The 23034-nt window shown below is 56.9% G+C and carries 23 protein-coding genes; 14 read left to right on the forward strand and 9 right to left on the reverse strand.

Features of this window, described 5'->3' with window-relative positions:
• Nucleotides 1-7 precede the first annotated feature (7 nt).
• Together J0X12_RS08925 and J0X12_RS08930 are read left to right on the forward strand one after the other, a co-directional pair.
• Entirely contained in the window at nt 8-745 is a 738-nt protein-coding gene (locus J0X12_RS08925; RefSeq protein ID WP_207044447.1) for an isochorismatase family protein, read from the forward strand.
• Between the two features lie 36 nt (nt 746-781).
• Nucleotides 782-1570: an alpha/beta fold hydrolase gene (locus J0X12_RS08930; protein WP_207044449.1), complete on the forward strand. Its 789-nt coding sequence runs from the start codon at nt 782-784 to the stop codon at nt 1568-1570.
• Here J0X12_RS08930 and fghA read toward each other — a convergent pair.
• The gene (fghA, locus tag J0X12_RS08935) at nt 1567-2406 is read right to left on the reverse strand and encodes an S-formylglutathione hydrolase (protein WP_207044451.1); all 840 of its coding nucleotides are present in this window, start codon (nt 2404-2406) and stop codon (nt 1567-1569) included. The two genes, J0X12_RS08930 and fghA, sit on opposite strands and share 4 nt — an antisense overlap.
• An 11-nt stretch (nt 2407-2417) precedes the next feature.
• A complete protein-coding gene (locus J0X12_RS08940) occupies nt 2418-3527 on the reverse strand; it encodes an S-(hydroxymethyl)glutathione dehydrogenase/class III alcohol dehydrogenase (RefSeq protein ID WP_207044453.1) in 1110 nt (369 codons plus the stop codon).
• Nucleotides 3528-3642: 115 nt separating this feature from the next.
• Between J0X12_RS08940 and mtnA the strand changes: the two genes are divergently transcribed.
• Nucleotides 3643-4749: an S-methyl-5-thioribose-1-phosphate isomerase gene (gene mtnA / locus J0X12_RS08945; protein WP_207044455.1), complete on the forward strand. Its 1107-nt coding sequence runs from the start codon at nt 3643-3645 to the stop codon at nt 4747-4749.
• On the opposite strand, the gene denD is transcribed toward mtnA, so the two are convergent.
• Together denD and J0X12_RS08955 are read right to left on the reverse strand one after the other, a co-directional pair.
• On the reverse strand, nt 4719-5720 hold the full coding sequence (gene denD, locus J0X12_RS08950) for a D-erythronate dehydrogenase (RefSeq protein WP_207044457.1): 1002 nt from the start codon (nt 5718-5720) through the stop codon (nt 4719-4721). The two genes, mtnA and denD, sit on opposite strands and share 31 nt — an antisense overlap.
• Nucleotides 5717-6772 (reverse strand): hypothetical protein, encoded by a 1056-nt coding sequence (locus J0X12_RS08955; RefSeq protein WP_207044459.1) that lies wholly within the window; start codon nt 6770-6772, stop codon nt 5717-5719. Before J0X12_RS08955 ends, denD begins: the two co-directional genes overlap by 4 nt.
• Nucleotides 6773-6939: 167 nt before the next feature.
• Here J0X12_RS08955 and paaA point away from each other — a divergent pair, with 167 nt between their 5' ends.
• The 5 genes from paaA to paaE are packed head-to-tail and all read left to right on the forward strand — an operon-like array spanning nt 6940 to nt 10536.
• Nucleotides 6940-7899: a 1,2-phenylacetyl-CoA epoxidase subunit PaaA gene (gene paaA, locus J0X12_RS08960; protein WP_207044460.1), complete on the forward strand. Its 960-nt coding sequence runs from the start codon at nt 6940-6942 to the stop codon at nt 7897-7899.
• Nucleotides 7900-7912: 13 nt separating this feature from the next.
• Nucleotides 7913-8209, forward strand: a complete 297-nt coding sequence (paaB, locus tag J0X12_RS08965; protein WP_207044462.1) for a 1,2-phenylacetyl-CoA epoxidase subunit PaaB — start codon at nt 7913-7915, stop codon at nt 8207-8209.
• A gap of 6 nt (nt 8210-8215) precedes the next feature.
• Nucleotides 8216-8974, forward strand: a complete 759-nt coding sequence (gene paaC / locus J0X12_RS08970) for a 1,2-phenylacetyl-CoA epoxidase subunit PaaC (RefSeq protein WP_207044464.1) — start codon at nt 8216-8218, stop codon at nt 8972-8974.
• Nucleotides 8968-9456 (forward strand): 1,2-phenylacetyl-CoA epoxidase subunit PaaD, encoded by a 489-nt coding sequence (gene paaD, locus J0X12_RS08975; RefSeq protein WP_207044466.1) that lies wholly within the window; start codon nt 8968-8970, stop codon nt 9454-9456. The genes paaC and paaD overlap by 7 nt, the downstream gene beginning before the upstream one ends.
• A 9-nt stretch (nt 9457-9465) precedes the next feature.
• Nucleotides 9466-10536, forward strand: a complete 1071-nt coding sequence (gene paaE, locus J0X12_RS08980; protein WP_207044467.1) for a 1,2-phenylacetyl-CoA epoxidase subunit PaaE — start codon at nt 9466-9468, stop codon at nt 10534-10536.
• A 3-nt stretch (nt 10537-10539) separates the two neighbouring features.
• On the opposite strand, the gene J0X12_RS08985 is transcribed toward paaE, so the two are convergent.
• The 4 genes from J0X12_RS08985 to J0X12_RS09000 form a co-directional block, all read right to left on the reverse strand.
• Nucleotides 10540-10875 carry a hypothetical protein gene (locus J0X12_RS08985; protein ID WP_207044468.1) on the reverse strand — a complete coding sequence of 112 codons (336 nt, stop codon included), beginning with the start codon at nt 10873-10875 and terminating at the stop codon, nt 10540-10542.
• 89 nt (nt 10876-10964) lie between these two features.
• Nucleotides 10965-12512, reverse strand: a complete 1548-nt coding sequence (locus J0X12_RS08990) for a trimethylamine methyltransferase family protein (protein ID WP_207044469.1) — start codon at nt 12510-12512, stop codon at nt 10965-10967.
• A 29-nt stretch (nt 12513-12541) separates the two neighbouring features.
• Nucleotides 12542-14959, reverse strand: a complete 2418-nt coding sequence (locus J0X12_RS08995; RefSeq protein ID WP_207044470.1) for a GcvT family protein — start codon at nt 14957-14959, stop codon at nt 12542-12544.
• Nucleotides 14960-14989: 30 nt separating this feature from the next.
• Nucleotides 14990-16294 (reverse strand): NAD(P)/FAD-dependent oxidoreductase, encoded by a 1305-nt coding sequence (locus J0X12_RS09000; protein ID WP_207044471.1) that lies wholly within the window; start codon nt 16292-16294, stop codon nt 14990-14992.
• Between the two features lie 316 nt (nt 16295-16610).
• Here J0X12_RS09000 and J0X12_RS09005 point away from each other — a divergent pair, with 316 nt between their 5' ends.
• Nucleotides 16611-17525 (forward strand): glucosaminidase domain-containing protein, encoded by a 915-nt coding sequence (locus J0X12_RS09005; RefSeq protein ID WP_207044473.1) that lies wholly within the window; start codon nt 16611-16613, stop codon nt 17523-17525.
• Nucleotides 17526-17535: 10 nt separating this feature from the next.
• Here J0X12_RS09005 and J0X12_RS09010 read toward each other — a convergent pair whose 3' ends face one another.
• Entirely contained in the window at nt 17536-18768 is a 1233-nt protein-coding gene (locus tag J0X12_RS09010) for a glycosyltransferase family protein (RefSeq protein ID WP_207044477.1), read from the reverse strand.
• 608 nt (nt 18769-19376) lie between these two features.
• Here J0X12_RS09010 and J0X12_RS09015 point away from each other — a divergent pair.
• The 5 genes from J0X12_RS09015 to J0X12_RS09035 are packed head-to-tail and all read left to right on the forward strand — an operon-like array spanning nt 19377 to nt 23029.
• Complete coding sequence (locus tag J0X12_RS09015; protein WP_207044481.1) at nt 19377-19565, forward strand: Flp family type IVb pilin; 189 nt, start codon at nt 19377-19379, stop codon at nt 19563-19565.
• Nucleotides 19566-19624: 59 nt separating this feature from the next.
• Entirely contained in the window at nt 19625-20125 is a 501-nt protein-coding gene (locus J0X12_RS09020; protein WP_207044484.1) for an A24 family peptidase, read from the forward strand.
• Between the two features lie 5 nt (nt 20126-20130).
• Nucleotides 20131-20964, forward strand: coding sequence for a Flp pilus assembly protein CpaB (gene cpaB / locus J0X12_RS09025; RefSeq protein WP_207044488.1), 834 nt, complete (start codon nt 20131-20133; stop codon nt 20962-20964).
• Between the two features lie 9 nt (nt 20965-20973).
• Nucleotides 20974-22377, forward strand: coding sequence for a type II and III secretion system protein family protein (locus tag J0X12_RS09030; RefSeq protein WP_207044491.1), 1404 nt, complete (start codon nt 20974-20976; stop codon nt 22375-22377).
• Nucleotides 22378-22396: 19 nt separating this feature from the next.
• Nucleotides 22397-23029 carry a hypothetical protein gene (locus J0X12_RS09035; protein WP_207044493.1) on the forward strand — a complete coding sequence of 211 codons (633 nt, stop codon included), beginning with the start codon at nt 22397-22399 and terminating at the stop codon, nt 23027-23029.
• Nucleotides 23030-23034 lie beyond the last annotated feature (5 nt).

A 23034-nucleotide genomic window follows, 5' to 3' on the forward strand; every position in this document is an offset into this window, starting at 1 on the left:
AGAGACCATGACGACCCGAGACCTTACAAATGATCTGGCAGCGGCCATGCCGCTTGCCCTTACCGAATTCGACCCTGCCGCTGAAGGGCGGAAGGTCGGTCTGGTAATTGTGGACGAGGTGAACGGGTTTGCAACCGTTGGGGCAGGGCCACTTGCGCCGCCTGAACCCAACGCGCAGGTCTCGACAATGGTATCGGAGACAGTCAGCCTTGCCCGGCATTTCACGGGACAAGGCTGGCCGATCCTTGCCTTTCTGGACACCCATGTTCCGGGAAAGCCCGAACCGCCCTATCCGCCGCATTGCGAGGCAGGGACCGGTGAAGAGGAACTGGTGCCGGAACTGAAATGGCTGGAAGAGGATGCCAACACCACGCTAGTCAAAAAAGACTGCATCAACGGGTTCATCGGCGCAACACGCCCGGATGGGACCAATGCGGTGGCGGACTGGGTGACGGCGCATGGAATCACAGATCTTCTCGTTGTCGGGATTTGCACCGATATTTGCGTGATGGATTTCGTGCTCACCAGCCTGAGCGCACGCAACCATGACATGATGCCGGGCCTCAAGGATATCCATGTCTATGACAAGGGTTGCTCAACTTATGATCTGCCGCGCGAAGTGGCGGAAGAGATCGGTTACGGCGCCGCGGCCGCCCATCCACAGGACGTGACCCACTATATGGGCCTTTATTTCATGGCGAGCCGTGGTGCGCAGCTTGTCAACAAGGTGGTCTTTCCGACATAATGATCTGACCCGTTAAATAATAACAAGGGAGGGATCATGACAACCACTGCGAATGGAATTGAGTTTGAAACCAGCTTTGAAGGGCCGGACGGCGCCCCTGTCGTCACGTTAAGCCATTCGCTTTGTTGCGATCTTTCCGCTTGGGACGAGCTTGCCGAGGATTTGAGAAAAGACTACCGCGTGCTTCGCTATTCCTTGCGGGGGCACGGGAAAAGCGCGGCAACGCCGGGGCCGTATGATTTCAAGCTGCTGGCCGCCGATGTCGCGGCGATCCAGGATGCCCATGGGGTAACAAAGAGCCATTTTATCGGTCTTTCCATTGGCGGCATGATCGCACAGGAATTTGCCCTTACCTATCCGGAACGTACCTCAAGCCTTGTTATTTCCAGCTCCCTTTGCGCGCTTCCAGACGGGGCAGCGGCGCTCTGGCCAGAACGCATTCGCCTTGCGGCGGAAGAGGGGCTTGCCGCGACGGTCGATGGGTCCATGGCCCGCTGGTTTGTCGAAGGCTCTCTTGACGACCGCCCGGAGTTGGAAGCGCGGGTCCGCAAGATGATCCTGGAAACCTCGGTTGAGGGGTATATCGGCTGTTGCCATGCCATTGCGGGGATCAACCTGAAGGACCGGATCCCAGCAATTGGCGCAAAAACCATGGTGATTGTCGGGCGAGAGGATATGGGCACCCCGCTCAGTTCGTCGGAACTTATCCACCGCCAGATTGAAGGTTCAAGGCTGGTGGTGATCGATAACGCCGCGCATCAGCTCGCCATGGACAAGCCCGAAGAATTCAACCGCCATGTGCGCGCCCACCTTTCTTCCGTCTAGCTTTGCGTCAGGATAGAGGCGTGATGGCGGATATGATCCTCCATAAAGGTCTGGATAAAGTAATAGCTGTGGTCGTACCCCTCCTGAAGACGGAGGGTGAGGGGCTGTCCGGCCTCCTTGCAGGCGGCCTCGAAAATCTCCGGCTTTAGCTGCTCGGTCAGGAATTGGTCGGCCGTGCCCTGATCAATCAGGATATGCGACGCCCTATAGCCGTTCTTGACAAGCTCCGTTGCGTCATAGTCGATCCAGCTGGCCTTGTCGGTCCCGAGATATCCGGTGAAGGCCTTTTCTCCCCAGGGGCTTTGCATGGGCGAGGAGATTGGCGCAAAGGCGGAAACGGATTTGTAGATATCCGGGTTTTTGAGCGCGAGGGTCAGCGCGCCATGTCCGCCCATGGAATGTCCGAAAATGCCCGTCCGGTCGACATCGGCGTTAAATGTCTCATTGATCAGCAGGCGAAGCTCGTCCCGGACATAGCTGTACATTCGGTAGGCATCCGCCCAGGGTTCCTTCACCGCATCAAGGTAAAATCCGGCACCGGTCCCGAAATCCCAGTCGTCCTCTTCTCCCGGCAGGCCGATGTCGCGCGGGCTGGTGTCCGGCATGACCAGCATCAGGCCATGCTCGGCGGCAAATCGTTGCGCGCCGGCCTTGATGGTCGCCGTTTCCTCGGTGCAGGTAAGCCCGGCAAGGTAATAGAGGACCGGAACCTTCATCCCGCGCGCTTGCGCAGGCTGATAAACGGCGAAGCGCATGGTTGTCCCGGTAAAGGAGGAAAGATGCGAATAGAAACCTTGCGTGCCGCCGAAACAGGCCTGTTCTGAAATAATTTCCATAATCTTTCTGTTTAGAATGTCACGACACTGCGGATGGACTTACCTTCATGCATCAGGTCGAAGCCTTCGTTGATTTTCTCGACCGGCATGACATGGGTGATGAGGTCATCGATATTGATCTTGCCGTCCATATACCAGTCGACGATCTTTGGAACGTCCGTGCGCCCCTTGGCGCCGCCGAAGGCCGTGCCTTTCCAGACGCGACCCGTCACCAGCTGGAACGGACGGGTGGAGATTTCCTGACCCGCGCCCGCGACGCCGATGATGATGCTCTCGCCCCAGCCCTTGTGGCAGCATTCCAGCGCCTGTCGCATCACATTGACATTGCCGATACATTCGAAGGAGTAGTCCGCGCCGCCCTTGGTCAAGTCGACAAGATAGGGAACAATATCCCCTTCGACTTCGCTGGGGTTGACGAAATGGGTCATGCCGAATTTCTCGCCGAGTTCCTTTCGGGCCGGGTTGAGATCGACGCCGACAATCATGTCCGCCCCGGCAAGCCTTGCGCCCTGGATGACATTGAGGCCAATCCCGCCAAGACCGAAGACGACCACGTTGTCGCCGGGTTTGACTTTCGCCGTGTTGATGACCGCGCCGATCCCCGTGGTGACCCCGCAGCCGATATAGCAGACCTTGTCGAATGGGGCATCCTCGCGAATTTTGGCAAGCGCAATCTCGGGTACAACCGTGTAATTCGAGAAAGTGGAGCACCCCATGTAATGAAAGACCTTCTCCCCGTTAATCTTGAACCGGCTGGAGCCATCCGGCATCAGGCCCTGGCCCTGCGTTACGCGGATAGCCTGGCAGAGGTTGGTCTTGCCACTGGTGCAGTAATCACACTGGCGGCATTCGGGGGTATAAAGTGGAATGACATGATCGCCTTTTTTGAGGGAGGTGACGCCGGGCCCGACATCGACAACAATTCCCGCGCCCTCATGACCGAGAATGGCCGGGAAAATGCCTTCCGGATCGTCGCCCGAGAGCGTGAACGCGTCGGTATGACAAAGGCCGCTCGCCTTGATCTCGACCAGAACCTCGCCCGTTCGCGGGCCATCGAGAGTAACGGTTTCGATCGTGAGAGGGGCTCCGGCTTTATGGGCGACCGCTGCTTTAACGTCCATTTGTCTTATCCTTGCTGATGTGCTTGTTATTGCCCGGAGTTTGCAGATTTAGGGCTGACGAAGCAAGGCTTTTCCGGTTAAACTTGACGCTCCAATTTTGATCGGGAGACAGTAGATGAAAGTCGATGGAACGCCATTTCGCAGTATCTGGTTGAATGAGGATGGCTGGTCCGTTGATATTATCGACCAGACGCGATTACCTCATGAATTCAAGGTTGAACGGCTGACCACCCTGGATCAGGCCGCCCATGCGATCAAGGCGATGCTGGTGCGGGGCGCACCACTGATCGGGGCGACGGCGGCCTATGGTGTCTGTCTGGGCTTGCGCGAAGAGGCGAGCGATGCGGCACTCCGGAAAATAGGCGATATCCTGATCGCGACACGGCCGACGGCAGTTAACCTGCGGTGGGCCATTCGCGCGATGCAGGACTTGCTTCTCCCGCTCCCTGAAAGCGAGAGGGTAGCGGCGGCTTATGAGAAGGCGGCTCAGATATGTGATGAGGATGTCGCCATCAACAGCGCCATCGGCGATCATGGTCTCGGCGTGATCGAGGCGATCTGGGAGAAAAAAGGCAAGACAGGCGTTGTCAACATCCTCACCCATTGCAATGCGGGCTGGCTCGCGACCGTGGATTGGGGGACCGCGCTCTCGCCGATCTACAAGGCGCATAACAAGGGCATCCCCGTCCATGTCTGGGTGGACGAGACACGGCCGCGCAATCAGGGCGCGCATCTCACCTGCTGGGAGCTTGGCAAACATGGGGTCGATCATACACTTGTTGTCGATAATGTCGGCGGGCACCTGATGCAGCATGGCCAGGTCGATCTTTGCATCACCGGCACGGACCGGACGACGGCGGCGGGCGATGTCTGCAACAAGATCGGCACTTATCTCAAGGCACTCGCGGCGAAGGATAACAATGTGCCCTTTTATGTGGCGCTGCCGGGCCCGACCATCGACTGGGAAATTGATGACGGGGTGAAGGATATCCCGATTGAGATCCGCGACAGCCACGAGGTGGACTTTATTCAGGGGAAGGATAGCGCCGGGCAGGTGAGTGAGGTGCGGATATTGCCCGAGGAGAGTTCGTCAGCCAACTATGCCTTCGATGTGACCCCGGCACGTCTGGTGACGGGATTGATCACGGAACGTGGTGTCGCCGACGCGTCAAAAGAGGGGTTGGCGCGGCTCTACGACCGGCTCGAATATAAGGCGAGCTGATCCTCGAGGTCTTCCTCGATAAAGCCGCGAACCAGCTCGTCGAGATTGTCATCCTTCGCAAAGCCGAGCTTTTCCGCGCGCGCCGATTGTGTCGCTTTTGGCCAGCCATCGACAATTTTCTGAATGGCCGGATCAGGCTGCCAGAGAATGCGGCCAAGCTTGCGGTTGCCCTTGTGCCGCTCCACTGCCGCCGCCATCTCTCCCGCCGTAATTGATATCCCGGGGAGGAGGAGGGAGCGGGTGGGACCGAAGGCGTCGGCGGGAAGGTCATGGGCATGGATCAATGCCTCGATTATCCGGTCGGGTGACATGCAGGCCATCGGCGTTGCCTCGCTTACCGGGCAGATCGCATCCCGGCCACAAAGTGGCTCCCGGATCATCGAACTTGCCCAGGTCGACGCCGCCTTGTTGGGAAGGCCGGTGCGGACGGAAATCGTGGGAAGGCGCAGGGACCGCCCGTCAATAAAGCCTTTCCGGCTGTAGTCCTGGACCAGCAACTCCCCCATCACCTTTGATGTCCCATAGGAAGTTTGCGGCATTTGCGCGGTTGCGTCCGTCACCACATCAGGGAGCGGTCCGCCATAGGTGGCGACGGAGCTTGTAAACAGGAGCTTCGCTGTATGAGGAAGCGCCCGCGCGGCCTCCAGCACATGGCGGGTGCCGTCGAGATTGATGCGGTAACCAAGATCGAAATCCTCCTCGGCCTGCGCACTGACCACGGCGGCAAGATGGAAGACGCTCATCGTCTTCTCATCGATCAGTTTCTTTACTGTTTCCGCATCGGAAATATCACCGGAGATATAGCGGACGCGGCTATCCTTCACCTCGAGTTCCGGCGCGATATCGAAAAGGACAAGGTCTGTCAGTTCCGCTTTCACGCCCTCGGGTCCGATCAGATACCCTCTTTTAAGCAGGGCCTTGGTGAGGCGGCGCCCGAGAAACCCTGCGCCGCCGGTGACAACAACCTTCATCCAATTTTCCTTTCCCGGAGGCGCCATTCAAAACAGTCATCGCCGTAATCCTGTCGCTTGAGGACTTCCAGCACCAGATAGCGGTTATGCACAGCGAGGGCCCCTTGCCAAAGCTGGTTCCAGCTATCGAAAACGCTGGCGGGATGCGGTCCGGTGCCACGCATCAGGCGCCAGCCCTTTTGACGGATGATGAACGCGTCGCCGTCCTTTTCTATCTCCACCTCGTCATCATGGCCGTCGATCATTCCGGCGAGATAACGGGCGAAGCCCTCGACGCTGTCGCCGGTGATCCCGAGCGTGTCTGCCGTCTGGCGATAGAACTGCTTGCCGATCAGCTGCGCGGTGATACCGCCGAAAGTTGTCGCCTCCATCGGTCCGAACATCTCGGCAAGGATGATAAAGGCATTCTTGACATATTCCATGGAATAATTCCGGTTGGCCTTTTGCAGCCGTTCCTCCGGCCAGGTTGTCGTATCCAGCGTCGGTGCAGCAGACGGGTCAAAAGGCGGCGCAAATTCTCCCGGTGAAAATTGCAGACGCTCCTCAGGCGCGAGGTCATGGTCGAACACCTTGAAATATCCCGCCATGCCATATTGCCCATCCATATCCTGGGACGTACAGACGAAACCAAGGCGCGGGTTCTTAAGGCTAACGCCGTTCTGTGCGTACCAGCCCTTGAGAAATCCGTGACTGACCTCCAGCGGGACGCCGCAGATCGCCGCACCGTCATAAATCCAGCGGGGATGACAGAAATGCACCCAGGCCTTCGTGTCGCTTTCATACATATATTCCACGGGAACGCCACCGACTCCGTTGGAAAGATAGTGATATTGCGCGCAGGCGACCGCATCGGGCAGGCCGCTGAGCCCCAGTTTCTCGAAACTTGAGAGAAATTTCTCATGATGCTGGCGGCGGAAGATTTCAAAAGTGAGGTCTCCGGCCGCGGCATGGCTTTTCCGCAGGGCGAGGGTCAGGAGAAGTCCGGTAAAATAGGCATGATACAGGGAGGCAACGGCAGAGTATCTGTCTTGTTTTGTTGATTTATCCAGCATGTTTTTCATCTCGATCCGGTAAGTGTTTTTATTGTTTTTATGTCAGTCGAGTATACATCGGCCCGCTATTTTCGCCAGCCTTGTTAGATATTCATTGCGATACATAATAAGTTGAGAAAGTTTATAAAATGTATCATAATAGGCGTGGTCTAGCTTGGGAGTGGCAAATGGACGTGATTGATCAGGAGCATGACGAACTGGAAACGGCTTTTCAGGCAAAAGTGGAGGCAGAACAGCGGATCGAGCCGAAAGACTGGATGCCCGAGAAGTACCGCCAGACCCTGATCCGCCAGATGTCCCAGCATGCCCATTCAGAGATTGTCGGGATGCTGCCGGAAGGCAATTGGCTGACCCGCGCGCCAAGCCTGAAGCGGAAAACGATCCTGATGGCAAAAATACAGGATGAGGGCGGTCACGGGCTCTATCTCTACAGCGCGACCGAGACACTCGGTATTTCCCGCGATGAAATGTTTGAGCAGCTCCATAGTGGCAAGGCCAAATATTCCTCCATCTTCAATTACCCGACGCTTAACTGGGCGGATATCGGCGCCATTGGCTGGCTGGTTGACGGGGCCGCGATCACCAACCAGATTGCGCTCTGTCGCTGTTCTTATGGCCCATATGCACGGGCGATGATCCGCATCTGCAAGGAAGAAAGTTTCCATCAGCGCCAAGGCTACGACATCATGATGACCATGGCGCAAGGCACGAAGGAGCAGCGAGAGATGGCGCAGGATGCGCTGAACCGCTGGTGGTGGCCGACCCTGATGATGTTTGGTCCGAATGATGCGAATTCCGCCAACAGCGCCCAATCGATGAAATGGAGGATCAAGCGCCAGTCGAATGATGATCTCCGTCAGAAATTTGTCGACGCAACCGTCCCGCAGGCGGAGTTTCTGGGCCTCACCATTCCCGATGACAAGCTGGCCTGGAATGATGTGCGCGGCCACTATGATTTTGGCGAGATCGACTGGGAAGAATTCAAGGCTGTGGTCAAGGGGAACGGCCTTTGTAACCGGGAACGGCTGCAGGCCCGCGTCGATGCCCATGACGGCGGAAAATGGGTCCGCGATGCCGCGCTCGCCTATGCCGCCAAGAAAGCCGACCGCAAGGCGAAAGCTGCTTGAGGAGATTGGTAAAATGAATATTGAGACAAAAAGCGAGCTTCCGCTGTATGAAGTTTTTATCCGCAGCAAGAACGGCCTTGATCACAAGCATGTCGGCAGCCTGCATGCATCAGATGCGGAAATGGCGCTCACCAATGCGCGCGATGTCTATACCCGTCGCGGCGAAGGGGTCAGCATCTGGGTGGTGAAGTCGACCGACATTGTCGCCTCCTCGCCGGAGGATCGGGGCAGTTTCTATGAACCGAGTGACGACAAGCTCTACCGCCATCCGACCTTTTTCGAACTGCCCGATGAAGTCGGCCATCTGTGAGGCATCATGACCGATAAAGATATGCGTTTTGACTATCTGCTGCGTCTCGGCGACAACAGCCTGATCCTCGGGCAGCGCCTCGCCGAATGGTGTGGCCATGCGCCGATGCTGGAGGAAGACCTGGCGCTCACCAATATCGGCCTCGACCTCCTGGGGCAGGCAAGGATGTTTCTTTCATACGCCGGGGAGGTTGAAGGCAAGGGACGGGACGAGGACCGGCTCGCCTATTTCCGGGATACCAAAGACTGGCGCAATCTTCTGCTGTTGGAACAGCCCAACGGCGATTTTGCGAAAACCATGGCGCGGCAGTTTTTCTTCGACGCGTTCCAGTATCTGCAGTTCGAGGGGCTTGCAAAGTCATCTGATGACCGGCTCGCCGGGATTGCCGCCAAATCCCTGAAAGAGATCACCTATCACCGCCGCCATAGCGCCGACTGGATTATCCGGCTGGGTGACGGGACCGATGAAAGCCACGAGAGGATACAGGGTGCCATAGATGACCTGTGGGGATATCTCCCGGAGATGTTCGATATGGACGCAGTGGATGACGCGATGTTGGCCGATGGCTTCGGCGTTGACGTGGCGGCGCTTCGCCCGGTCTGGGATGACTATGTCAACGGCGTGCTCGCAGAGGCAACCTTGATCCGCCCCGCGGATAGCTGGTCGGTCCGTGGCAGCCGGGAGGGCAAGCATTCGGAGCATCTGGGCTATCTCCTCGCGGAGATGCAGTTCCTGCCGCGCGCCTATCCGGATGCGAAATGGTAGCCCTTGCCGTCAAAGACGAACTTATAGAGATTCTGGCCCTTGTAAAGGATCCGGAAATCCCGGTGCTGAGTATTGCCGATCTCGGCATTATCCGCCGGGTCGAGGAAGGGGAGAACGGTCATCCGGTTGTCGTGATCACGCCCACCTATTCGGGATGTCCGGCAACGGAGGTGATCGAGGCGGATATCGCGAGCATGCTGAAACTCCATGGCGTTCCTGATTTCGAGATTAAAACGGAACTTTCTCCCGCCTGGACGACGGACTGGATCACGGCAGAGGGACGGCGCAAGCTCAAAGAATATGGCATTGCGCCGCCGGCGAACAGGGGCAAGGTCGCACTTCTCGGGCATGAGGAAGTTTCCTGTCCGCAGTGTAACTCCAACAGGACGGAACAGGTGAGCGAGTTTGGCTCGACTGCCTGCAAGGCGCAATACAAGTGCCTCGATTGTCTGGAACCCTTCGATTATTTCAAATGTGTATAGGTCGCTAACATGACGATTTTCCATCCTCTCAGGATCAAGGATGTGGTGCGGGAGACGAAAGACGCCGTCTCCATCTCCTTCGATGTGCCGGACGAGTTGAAGGACGCCTATCGCTTCACGCAAGGTCAGCATCTGACGCTGAAAGAAAAGTTGGAGGGGGAGGAAGTGCGTCGCTCCTATTCCATCTGCAGCGCCGTTGGCGAGCCGGAACTCCGCATCGCCGTCAAGAAGATTGCAGGCGGCAGGTTTTCCAGTCATGCCAATCAGAATTATCAGCCTGGCGCCGTGATCGAGGTGATGGAGCCGCAGGGGCGGTTTTTCACGCCGCTCTCCCCGGAAAGCGCCAAGCACTATCTCGCCATCGCGGCGGGCAGCGGCATCACCCCCATCATGTCGATTATCAAAACGATCCTGAGAACGGAACCTAAATCGCAGGTCACCCTCGTCTATGGCAATCGCTCCGTTGCCGGGATCATCTTCCTTGAAGCGCTTGAGGATTTGAAGAATATCTACCCGGACCGGTTCAGTCTCATGCATATCCTGAGCCGGGAGCATCAGGATGTGGAATTGTTCAATGGCCGCATCAATGCGGAAAAATGCAATGACCTGTTCGACAGCGTGATTGATGTGAAGACCGTGGATGAGGCGTTCATCTGTGGACCCGAACAGATGATCCATGACGCAGAAGCCGCACTTGAGGCGCATGGACTCGATAAGTCCCATATCCATTTCGAGCTGTTTATCACGGAGGCGGCGAAGAATGCGGGATCGACCCCCCAGGTTATTGAGGAGGCAGGCCCGAAACGGAAGGTCGGGGTCATCCTGAACGGGCGACGGACGGAGGTCGAGGTTGCGGAAGAGGGGAAGTCTATCCTCGACACCGCACTGGATGTGGGGCTTGACCTGCCATATGCCTGCAAGGGCGGTGTCTGTTCGACCTGCCGGGCAAAAGTCATAAGCGGTAATGTGAGGATGGACGTCAACTATGCCCTGGAGGAGGATGAGGTTGCCGAAGGCTTCGTCCTTACCTGTCAGTCACATCCCCTGACAGACGATGTGGTCGTGGATTACGACGCGTAAATATCAGAAGTTTTTGACGCCCGGTATACGGCATTGGTAGGTGGTGTAACTTTGCTCCGCCTGACAGTTGCGATCGACAACGACGACAAGGTTACCCTTGCAATCATTGAAGGATACCCAGCCTTCGACACGGTCAATACGCCCGCCGCCAACACCATTGCTGTCATACACATTCACGATCTGCGTGCCCTTGACCCGTTCGAGCAGGATCGTGACCTTGGCGATTTCATTCTCGATTTCCTTTTGGCATCGGCCATTGGCGAGGTCGGCGGCAGCCAGGGGGATTACGGAAACAGCGGCAAGACAGAAACCAACCAGCAGGAGGATTGAATGGCGCATCGGGACGACTCCGGAAATGTATCTTTCCCTAGAGCTATGTTGTCTTTGCGGTGAAACAATGCCGCCGGAGTAAAATATTCGTGTGCGGGTCAAAAGTCCGTCTTGACACCGCCCTCGGCAATCCGCTTGTCGATAAACTCATTGAGTTCCTCCAGCCGGGCCGGGTCATGCGGGGGCTCCTCATACTCCGCGAGGATGGATTTATAGATGGTATTGGCGCGCTTCATCGCGTCCGGTGAGCCGGCCTCGACCCAGCTCTCGAAATTTCGCCAGTCAGACAGGATCGGGGTGTAGAAGGCGGTTTCATACCGTTCCTGTGTATGCTGGGTGCCGAAGAAATGGCCGCCATGCCCGGCCTCCCGCATGGCATCGAGGGCAAGGGAGTCCGGCGAGGTATCGATGGGTTTCATCATCTCGATCATCATCTGGATCATTTCCACATCCATGATGACTTTCTCGAAACTCGCGCTCAGGCCGCCTTCCAGCCAGCCAGTGGAATGCTTGACGAAATTCGCCCCGCCAAGGACCAGAGACCAGAGCGACATTTCCGATTCATAGGCCGCCTGCGCATCCGGCGCGTTTGAGGCATTTACGTTGGACGACCGGTACGGAATATTATAACGCCGGATAAGCTGCCCGCTGGCGATGGTCGCCTTGGCATATTCCGGTGTGCCGAAGGCGGGCGCGCCGGACTTCATGTCAACATTGGAGGTGAAGCCGCCATAGACGACCGGGGCCCCGGGCCGGACGGTCTGGGCGAGACTCATGCCGGCAAGGGCTTCCGCATTCTGCTGGGTGAGCGCACCGGCAAGGGTCACGGGCGCCATCGCGCCCGATAAGGTAAAGGGCGTCAGCATCACAACCTGCCCATGGGCCGCCATCTCGATAATCCCTTCCAGCATGGGGGAATCCAGCATCAGGGGGGAGTTGGAATTGATGATGGTGAACAGGCTCGGCTGGGTCAGCATTTCCTCCATCGAAATGCCGCGCATGATCCGCGCCATCTCGATCCCGTCGAGGTTTCTCTGCCGCCCGAGGGAATAGATATAGGGCACCTTTTCCGTCAGCGTCGCAAAATCCCGCCCGCATTCCAGATGCCGGATAGAGGCGTGGATGTCTACCGGCTCCACTGGATAGCCGCCGCTGGTCCCGAGGATATTGAGGCTCTGGGTCAGTTTCAGGAAATTTCGGAAATCCACCCGGTTGCCGGTCCGTCGTCCGCCATCCATATCCATGGCGTTGGGCGTGCTTGCGACCATGGAGAAAACAAGATTCTGTCCGCCAATGGCGAGGTCGCACTCGGGGTTGGGGGCATGCAGGGTGAATTCGGATGGCGCGTGCGACATTGCCTCCATGATGAAGCCGCGATCGAAATAGACGATCTGGGTATCTTCATCGACTTTTTGCCCGGCTTTTTTCAGGATTTCCCGCGCCTTTGGCAGACGGACCATGATGCCGATATTTTCAAGGATTTCCATGGAGGCGTTATGGATATCCTCGATCTGGTCTTCGGACAGAAGCTCGGTGGGCTTGAATGTATTGACGACTTTCTGGCGGGGGAGCTGGGTGAAGCTTGCCTTGACCCGGTGGCCGCGCCGGGAGCGCCGACCGGGAGAGCGTTCATTTCCTGCCGTCATCATAATCTCCTCTTAATAGAGCGGGACGTTTATCCCCGCATCCGTTCCGCCGTCGGATCGAGCAGCGGCTCAAGCACCATTTTCGCGGGTCGCATTTCTCCCAGTATCTCGATTTCGAACGCGCCGCCGTCCTCGATCATGTCAGGCGGGGTAAAACCAATGGCGACAGATTTCCCGACATAATGGGCATAGCCGCCGGAAGTGACGAAGCCGACAACCTTGCCGTCCTTCCAGATCGGCTCATCTCCATGGACATCGGCATCCAGCGCCTCGACAACGAAGGTGGAGAGCTTGCGCGTCACGCCCTCCGCCTTTTCTTTCAGCACAGCGGCCTTGCCGATAAAGTCGGCGGGTTTGTTATAGGCGACGAAGCGATCGAGGCCGGTTTCCTCCGGTGTGTAGTCGGGCTTGAATTCCCGCATCCAGGAACCGAAGGATTTTTCAAGGCGCAAACTCATCATCGCACGCATCCCGAAGGGCGTCAGGCCAAATTCCTCTCCCGCCTCGGCCAGCACTTCATAAAGGCCGATCTGTTCATCGGCAGGGACATAGATTTCATAGCCGAGATCGCCGGTATAGGTGACCCGCTGAACAATGGCATCGGAAAGCCCGACGCCCATGCGTTTCACCGCCATAAAGGGAAAGGCTTCGGTCGAGACATCCTCATAAGTGACCTTGGCGAGCAGGTCTCGGGCGCGGGGGCCGGCAATCTGGAGCCCGATGCGTTTGAGGCTGACATTCTCGATCTCGACGCCTGTCTCCGGCAAATGATCCCAGAACCAGCGAAGATGATAGCCTTGCGCCCCGAAGGAGGCGGTGAGCTGAAATTCCTCCTCTGCCAGCCTCGCAATGGTGAAGTCGCCAATCAGGCGTCCTTTCGGGCTCAGCATCGGGCTCAGGCTCATGCGGCCGACCTTGGGCACGCGACCCGCCATGATCATATCGATCCAGTCCGCCGCGCCGGGGCCCGTCACCTTGTATTTTCCGAAGTTGTGGATTTCCGTGATTCCGACTTTTTCGCGCACGGCCCGGCATTCGGCGCCAACGGCATCAAAGGCGTTGGAGCGGCGGAAGGAAGGTGTCTCCAGTAGCGGCTCTCCTTCCGGTGAGAAGTAGTTGACCGCCTCCATCCCGTAGGCCTGCCCGAAGACGGCACGCTGATCTTTCCAGATCGAATAGGCGGGTGTTGTCTGGAAGGGACGCGCAGCGGGTAGTTCCTCATTGGGGTAGGAGATACTGAAGCGGCGCTGGTAATTCTCGGTCACTTTCTTGCGCGCATAGGGACGGGAGCAATAGTCGCCATAGCGCGCCACATCCATGGCAAAAACATCACGGCTCGGTTCGCCCTCGATCATCCATTCGGCGAGGGTGAGGCCGACACCGCCGCCCTGACTGAAACCTGCCATGACCGCACAGGCGGACCAGTAGTTCCTGAGGCCGGGCACTGGCCCGACTAGCGGGTTGCCGTCCGGCGCGAAGGTGAAGGGGCCATTGATCACGTTCTTGACGCCTGCCGTGCCGAGGACCGGGAAGCGATTGAAGGCGAATTCCATACTGTCCTCGATACGGTCGAGCTTGTTGGGGAGCAGTTCATGGCCGAAATCAAGCGGTGTGCCATTCACGCCCCATGGATCGCAGTCCTGTTCGTAAAAGCCAATGCATAGACCGCGCCCTTCCTGCCGGAGATAGCTTTCGCCCTCGGGGTCCATGACATGCGGATGCTCGCGCCCCAGCTCGTATATTTCCGGAATATCCTCGGTGATCAGATACTGGTGTTCCATCGGGTGCAGCGGGAGGAAGATGCCGACCATCTCGCCCAGTTCCCGTGCCCAGAGACCGCCCGCATTGACCACATATTCGGCGTTGATCGTGCCGTCCTTGGTGACGACCTGCCAGCTTCCGTCTGGTTGCGGGTTCAGTTCCAGAACGGGATTGCGAAGATAAATCTCGGCGCCGAGTTTGCGTGCGCACATGGCATAGGCGTGGGTGGTGCCGGAGGGATCTAGATGACCATCCAGCGGATCATAGAGGCCGCCGATCACGCCCTCGACATTGGTAATGGGGGAGAGTTCCTTGATCTCCGCCGGCCCGATGATATGGGTATCAAGGCCCATATAGCGATGTTTCGCTCGCTCAGTTTTGAGGTAATCCATTCGGTCCGGCGTGCCCGCGAGTGTAATGCCGCCCACATGATGCAGGCCGCAGGATTGCCCGGACAGTTCCTCGAGCTCCTTGTAAAGCTTGATGGTATACCCCTGCAGCGCGGCGATATTGGTGTCGGAGTTGATGGTATGAAACCCGCCGGCGGCGTGCCAGGTGGAGCCGGAGGTCAGCTCCGACCGCTCAATCAGCGCGATATCAGTCCAGCCGAGCTTGGCCAGATGATAGAGGACGGAACAGCCGACGACCCCCCCTCCGATAACGGCTACCTTGACATGGGATTTCATGTTTCTGCCCTCTCGTATTTACACTGTCTTCTATCCAAGGACGGTGAAGCTGCTGTCCTGGCTGACCTCCCGGTTGCGCGAAAAAGTGCCCATGGAAAGATCGTAGTCGATATTTTCAAGATGGAAATGAACCGGGTCCCTGTCGTGATCACGGCCCGCCTCGCATTCGCGGATCAGTTTTTCCATCATCCGCCCGGCGACCGGTGCGTTCTTGAACTGGTTGCCGCTGGTGCCGATGGCGAGGTAAAAGCCGTCCAGACTCGACTTGTCATAGATCGGTACCCAGTCGCGGGTCACGTCATAAAGCGCAACCACACCTTTTGTCTTCCGTGGTATACCCAGCGCCGGAAATCGCTGGGCAAGGCGCAAAACCTGCGCATTCCATTGCTCGGTAAAGTCTTCGTTGAAATTATCCGGATCGACCCATTCCTGCGTGTCGCATTTCGGGTCTTCTGATCCGATCAGGATATGGTTGCCAAGCTCTGGCCGGCAGTAGATACCGGCATCGCTGTCGGACAGCACGACGCCGTCGGTCTCGAAGTTAAACCCGTCGGGAGAGGGGACATGGGCGACCTCATGACGAAGGGCGCGGGTGGACATTTTCATATCCTCCAGCACCCCGGCCATGTCATTGACCTTGGCGGAATGCGGCCCGGCGACATTGACGACAATATCCGCGTCAATCTCAGTCCCGTCTTTCAGGGTGACACCGGTGACGCGGCCTTTCTCCTGGCGGATCGCGCTGACCTCGGCATTGAACCAGAACTTTGCGCCATGGGCCTCTGCCGCGCGCTGGGCATTATGGGCGGCAAGCTGCGGGTCGCTGACATAACCGCCGCGCGGGAAGAACACGCCCCCCGGAACGCTGTCGCCCGTCGGTTCCCCAAAGGCCGGATCGTCGGGCCGTTTTACCGGCGCAAACTGGTGGGTGTCGATAATCGGCAGTTTCTCGCGCATCTGCTCCGGCGTGAGATGGTCATAGGGGCAGCCGATCTTGTCCATCAGGGTGCAGATTTTGCGCATGTAGTCATTATGCGGCGTCTTGACGATCAAGGCGCCCGTATTGTGATATTTGATCAGGCCTTTTTCATCCTCCGCCCCGATATAATCCGCCCAGTTCATCCAGTAGAACCACCCCTCATAGGCGAGCGCGCAAGTGTCCAGCGCGGAATAATAGGTGCGGATAATGGCGCAGGAAGCGGAGGTTGAGCCGAAGCCGGAGGCGGGCAGGCGGTCGATCGACAGCACCTTGCGACCCGCCTTCGCTAGTTCATAGGCAATGCAGGCACCGATAACGCCCGCACCAATTATGACGGCATCATACTTGTCGCTCATTGGTAGTCTCTCCCCCTACCGATAGTTCGGAAGTTCCGTCAACTATTCCACCTGAAAAAGTGCCTATGCAAGCAGAAACTGCTAAATTAGAGGACATTAGTATTAAAAACCGGATGGCATGTCGTTTTCATTAAAAAGCGGGTCGGCGGGGTATAAATTACTCCGGCCGCTGATCGTTGCATTAAGCCAATCCTCGCAGGATTATCTGTATTCCTTGGAGAGTCGCGGAGAGAATAATCCAGAACAGGCTCCCGACAGGCGCAATTTCGTGGCATAATATTCTCATTGAACAGAAGAGTAAGGGGGATGTCGTCAAATGAAGAAAAGAAAACTGATCAAAGTACTGGCGGGAGGGGCCCTCGTCGGCGCTTTTATGCTGGGGGCTGCACTGCCGCTTCGCGCGGAAACAATCACCATGCAGAACTTTGATGAGTTCTCCAGTTTCTTCGAGGGCAAAGGCTATTCTATAGCGAAATGGAAAGAGGGAACACAGCCGGTTCCACCCTATGTTATCCTTGATATCCCGGAGGAGTGGCGCAAGAAAGTTGCCCCGGAGTTGCCGGTCGCGGAGAAAAAGCGCACCTTTCTCCGGCTCTCCATTCCGCTTGCCTTCGTTGCCAACCACGCTCTCCGCGAAGACAGGAAAAAGCTGAAGGCTCTGGAGGAGGATCACGCTTCGGGCAAGGCGCTGTCGAAAGCCGATGAAAAATGGCTTCTGGGGCAGGCCGATAACTATGGTCTTGGTGGCCGCGATATCGACGAAAGTTTCTGGCACGAGCTCAAGCATCGGGTGGATATCGTTCCGCCGTCCCTGATTGTCGCACAAATGGTGGATGAGAGCGGTTGGGGCACATCGCGCTTTGCGGCGGAGGGCAATGCGCTATTCGGTCAGTGGAGCTACAAGGGCGGCATCAAGCCGAAAGAGCAGCGCAAAAGCAAGGGCAATTACAGTATCGAAGCCTTCAAGACGCCGCTTGCCTCGGTGCAGGCCTATATGCTCAACCTTAACTCTCACGACGCCTATGCGGATTTTCGAAAAGCGCGGGCAGCCCTACGCGCGCAAGAGCGGGCCGTTACCGGTCCGGATTTGGTGGGCACCCTGATCAGATATTCCGAACGGGGCGAAGCCTATGTGAAGAATATCGAGGCGATCATGACGCATAATGACCTGCCGCCCCTCGATCAGGCTAAAATTGCCGATGAGAAAATAATGTATGTGACGTTGAAATAGCGCTCAAGGATCAATCGGAGGCAGCGGCCCGGGTCGTGGACATGATCGCCCGCCGTTTATCAACTGCCTTGAAGCGCAGCCGTACAAGCCGGTTCAGGTTTGTCAGCCCGTCGAGCAGGCCGGGGATAATCACCTCCGACGGCTTCTTTTGCTGCGATAAATGGCGTAGTGCGGTCAGCATGGTATCGCTTGCGCGCTCGCCATCGTCAACAAGAACGCCGATCAGTCCGGCCTCGGCCGCGCGTGTCGCCCGGATGTATTGCTCAAGGCGGGGAACCGTCCGCGGAATGATGAGCGCCCGCTTATTCATGGAGAGCACTTCACAGAAGGTATTGTATCCGCCCATGGCGACAACGGCGGTCGCCTCCTGCATCAGGCTTTCCAAATGGCTGTCGAACGTCACTGCCCGCACGCGGGGTAATTGCTGTATCCGGTCGCGAAAGCTGGCACGGGTATCCGGCGGCATGAAGGGGCCAAGCACGAACAAGGCGCTGAGTGGGGGTTGCCGGTCTCCCTCATAGGCCCGGATGACCCAGTCTGTCAGGATGTCGCCATCGCCGCCGCCACCGACCGTTACCAGAACATAGGGCTCTGTCATCTCATCCAGGATTGCCGGTCGCGAGACTGCGGGTGCCGTGCGCGGCAGATAGCCGGTATAGGTGATTTTCCGTTTGACGTTGGCCGGAATATCCAGGCCCGTCAGGGGATTGTAGATCTGCTTTACGCCGAAAATCCAGATATCATCATAGATGTCCTCAAGGGCAGGGAGGACATTCTTGCGCTCCCATTCCGGTTCGAGCAGGGCCGGGTCATCCAGGACATCCCGAAGACCAAGCACGAGATGCGTCCCTGAGGCCTTCAGCATTTCGAGTGTGTCGGTCACTTCCCCTTTCAGGCCATAGGGTTCCTTGTCGACAATGAAGATGTCCGGATCAAAGGTTTCCGCCGTGTGCTGGATGATGGAGGCGCGCATGGCCAGCGTCTGTTCCGTATCGATATGCAGGCTGAGAGAGGTGTACTCCCCGTTGCGTAGCTTGATAATGCCGGGAATGCGGACAAAATCGACGCGGGCCTTGAAATCGAAACTGCCGATGATGGGAGAGCCGGAGAGGATGAGAACCGAGAGGTTCTGGTTCTGCTCCACCAGCGAGTTGGCCATAACCATGCACCGCCTTAAATGGCCGAGACCAAATGAGTCGTGGCTGTAGATTAAGATGCGTCGCGCGCTATCGACCCTGTTCATGTCGGCCTCCGCTAGTTCAGCTTCGCATATACGGGGTAAATGGCGATAGTTCAACTTTATATATCTGTCCTGCGGCAATTACTCGAAGAATAGCGGCTTCCGCGCAACCTAGATGGAAAATAGGACGTGTATAGACGGTAAGAAATCACATAAATGCCAAGTCTATGATTCAACGAATCTATCTAAGCGAGCGCGAACCTGTTTCGAAATTACAATTATAAATTGCTCAACCTATATATTTAAACACGCTAATGTATTTTTTGCGTGTAAATTACGTAATTTAATACCCGATTAACTATAAATTAGGCAGAAAAATACTGACAAATGTATTAAAATTTTTAATATTAGAAATATCAGTAATTCAAAAATATGAGCAAAAATAAGCCGGTAACTAATTTAGATATATAATTATCAAATTTAACCGTTTTTTGTAGTGTATTTCGTAAAAATCCGAAATTGAGTTGAGAGTCATCGGCGAAGATTGAATTTGCCGGAACCAGAAAGAGTGTGTCTTTTCTGACTAAATTCGGACGATAACAATCAATGAGGGTGTAGATCTGATCTAGCAGAAATTACGCCGGTCTATTTTCGACAGGAGGGGTGAAAAAATGAAAAAATTCCTGAGTGAACTTTTAAAGGATGAAAGTGGCGTCACGGCCGTTGAGTATGCCTTGATGGCGGCCGCCGCAGCGGCTGTTGTCGGTGTTGCCGGAACGGCATTCTATACGAAGCTACAAACCGCCTTTAATGACATCGATCTTTCCGGATCCGGCGGTGGCGGCGGCAGCTCGAACTAGATTTTTTATAACCTGTACCTCCCGGCAGGTCTTCACCGAGCCGGGAGGAGTAAGGCACCATGACTTCTTTTTATCCATTTCTGGCGATAATACTGCTTTGGTTGGCCGCCTATACAGATATGACGCGCCGCCTGATCCGTAACTGGGTCTCTCTCGCGGTGTTATTGCTATTTATTCTTTATGCGACATTTACCTCCGTACCGCTCGATATCATGGGGCATATCCTCTGGGCCGGGACGTTGTTTGGGCTAATGCTTGTCGGCTTCGCTCTTGGCAAGATCGGCGGCGGCGATGTCAAGCTGGCGACAGTTGTCATGCTCTGGGCCGGTCCTGGAGCGGGCCCTGAATTTCTTGTCATAACAGCGCTTTGCGGCGGACTTCTCGCCCTTTTTATCGTTATTCCAATCCTTCGGATGATTCACGAATGGGCGTCCTCGCCATTTCTGAAATATGGCTTGATGACGGAAGAGGGCCTTTCTCCCTCCGTGCCGTATGGCGTCGCCATTGCGGCGGGTGGTACCGTGGCGCTTTCCCGCATCCCTCTGCAGGGCATGGGGTGACCGCGATGAAAAGCTTTATTTTCATACTCCTCGCGGCGCTGTTCTTGGGATCTGCGGCCTATCTTGGCAATAAATACCTCTTCGAGCCTGTGGAGCCAGCCGAACCGGCATCCTCTCCGATTGCACAAGCTCCCGAGAAATGGGCCCTGCGGCTGGTGCAAGATGTCAACAGAGGCGATATTCTTTCAAAGAGCCTGGTGGAATGGCAACGGCTTCCCGCGGGGCAGGTGGGAGACCATCTGTTGATCCGGGGAAACACCGACCTCGCCCTGTGGCAGGGGGCGGCGTTTACGCAGTCGCTGACCAGGCACGCCTATGTCCAGGATGTACATCTCGTTTTGCCGTCCGATGCGGCCTATCTGAAAACACTGCTGCTGGACGGCATGCGCGCGCGTCCCGTCGCCGTTCACAACCGTCGTGATTTCGAGCAGTTGCGTCCCGGCGACCATGTCGACCTCATCCTCACCTATATCACGCCGCCCCACGCGGCCCGGGCCGGAGAGACGGTGGTGAAAACCCTGCTTGAAAATATCCGCGTCATCGGCGTCGAGGCAGGAGCGGTGAAAGAGAATTCCGTAACCCTCGCGCTGTCTCCGGACGAGGTTGAGCTTGTCTCCATGGCCGAGTCGATTGGAAAATTGCGGATATCGCTTCATGGCGGCCCCCTAGGGAAGCATTTTCAGCGCCCGTCTGACAAAGTCGCTTTTTCAGCAAGTGATCTGTTTCCCGATCTGAAACCGGTTCCGGTGATATCGAAACAGTCCTCGTCCCGGGCCATCCGGGTCATGCGCGGCGGGGAGACCTCTGTTATCACGCTGTCGCCGGTGACGGGAAAATAGGGGGCCGTGATGAGAAACAGCATCCAGAAAATTGGCTATATGGTCCTGATGCTGACGGTTCTTCTTCTGTTGTCAGCTCCGGTGGGTGTCGCGCGCGCGACGAACGGGACGGAGCCACTTTCGCTCGACGTCAATCAGGGACATCTTGTCCCGCTAGGCGGACCCGTTGCCGAAGTGCTGGTCACCAATCCGGCGATTGCGGACATCCAGATTACTGCCTCCAACGGTCTTTTCGTTTTCGGCAAGGCGCCGGGGCGGACCCATGTGATGGCGATCGGGGCAGGCGGCGCGGTCCTGTTTGACCAATCCGTCACTGTCACGCGCGATCTTGTCATGCTCTTGCAACTCCTTGCCGAGCAGTTCCCCGATGCAAATCTTGACGTCAAGTCGAGCCCGGGCCGCCTTCTCCTCTCCGGCGTTGCGCGTACGCCCGTGCAGGCGGAGCAGATTGTCTCCGTTGTTCGCGGATTTCTGGGGGAAGGGGAGGAAATCGTCAACCGCATGGAGGTGCTGGCGCCGTCCCAGGTGAATATTCGGGTGCGTATCGTGGAGATGAACCGGGAGGCAACGAAAAACCTCGGCATAAACTGGGATATGCTGCTGAACCCGGGATCTTTGGTGGTCGGGTTGATAACGAACCGCTGGCCGTCAGTGATTGGCAACGGCCTGATCCCGAGTTCCGCAATTTCGGGTGTCGGCGGAAGCGGATTGCTCGGATATCGGGGCAGTCAGGGGTCCGTCTCGGCCGTAATCGATGCTCTGGCCGAGGAAAATCTCATCACCATTCTGGCGGAGCCCAACCTCTCGTCCCGCTCTGGCGAGACGGCGAGCTTTTTTGCCGGTGGGGAATTTCCGATACCGGTATCCGCGACGAACGATCAGGTGACGATCGAGTTCAAGAAATTCGGCGTTATTCTCGATATCACCCCGACGGTTCTCTCGGATCAGCGCATAAGCATTCATATTCGGCCCGAGGTGAGCGAAATTTCCGAAATCGGGGCGGTTGTCGTCAATAACTTCCGGATTCCGGGTATCGCGGTCCGCCGGACGGAGGCGACGATTGAGCTTGCCAGTGGGCAGAGCTTCGCGGTTGCCGGGCTGCTTCAGAACCAGACCCGAAACCTCGTCAATGAGGTTCCCTGGCTTGCCGATCTTGCTGTTCTTGGCCCGCTGTTCCGGTCCAGCCGCTATCAGAAAATGGAAACGGAGCTCGTGATTATCGCGACCGCCAATATCGTGACACCGCGCGATAACAGCCTGTTCGCCAGCCCGGCGGATCAGTATCGGCCGACAGGGCAGGCAGAGAAAATGACGACGGGGCAACTCGCGCTTCCGACGCTCGCCCCCGAGATTCCACAAAGTATGGGGCAGGATGGCCTGACCCTCAAGGGGCCGGCGGGGTATATCTATTGAGGAAGGGAAAGGCGCCAGAATGCGACATTTCATGACAGGCGGTGTTTTTATCCTCGCAGCTTACGGGCTGTTGATCGGTTGCAATGGACCCGAACCCTCGGGGCGCCTCCCGCAGACACTTGCCGAAAATAGCCTCCAGAGCCAGAGCTACAGCCTTTCCTTTTATGAGAATGAACTGGATCGTTCTCTTACGGCGCGAAACGGGCAGACTTTATCCATGGTATTACAGGAGTTGATGCGGGACCCGCCGGGATACATCCGGTTCCAGTCTCTGGGGGAACGTCCCACGGAACGGGACCTGTTCCGCCTGCTGGAGGACTCGGGACTCAATCGCTATAGCGCCATTGAGGTAGCGCCCGCCGTTCCGGCACCGGAGGCAGGGGGGCCGGCCCTTAAACTTGAGATGACATATTTTACTTATGCCTTTGGCGATTGCGGCGCGCATCTGCACCGCCGACTGATTGACCATGAAGCGTGGGGGACACCGGGCTTTGGCTGCGCCGTAAACCGCAACCGGCTAGTCAGCCTTGTTCGCCCGGGCAAAGCCGGCTCGGGTGGATATCTTGCCCCGCCGCTTGCCGGCCCGGAGGTGAAGGCCATCACCTCCTATCAGACCCGCCCGCCGACACCGTTTCCGCCCGCCAACAAATAGTCAGG

The organism is Sneathiella sedimenti, from assembly GCF_017313765.1.
GTDB lineage: Bacteria > Pseudomonadota > Alphaproteobacteria > Sneathiellales > Sneathiellaceae > Sneathiella > Sneathiella sedimenti.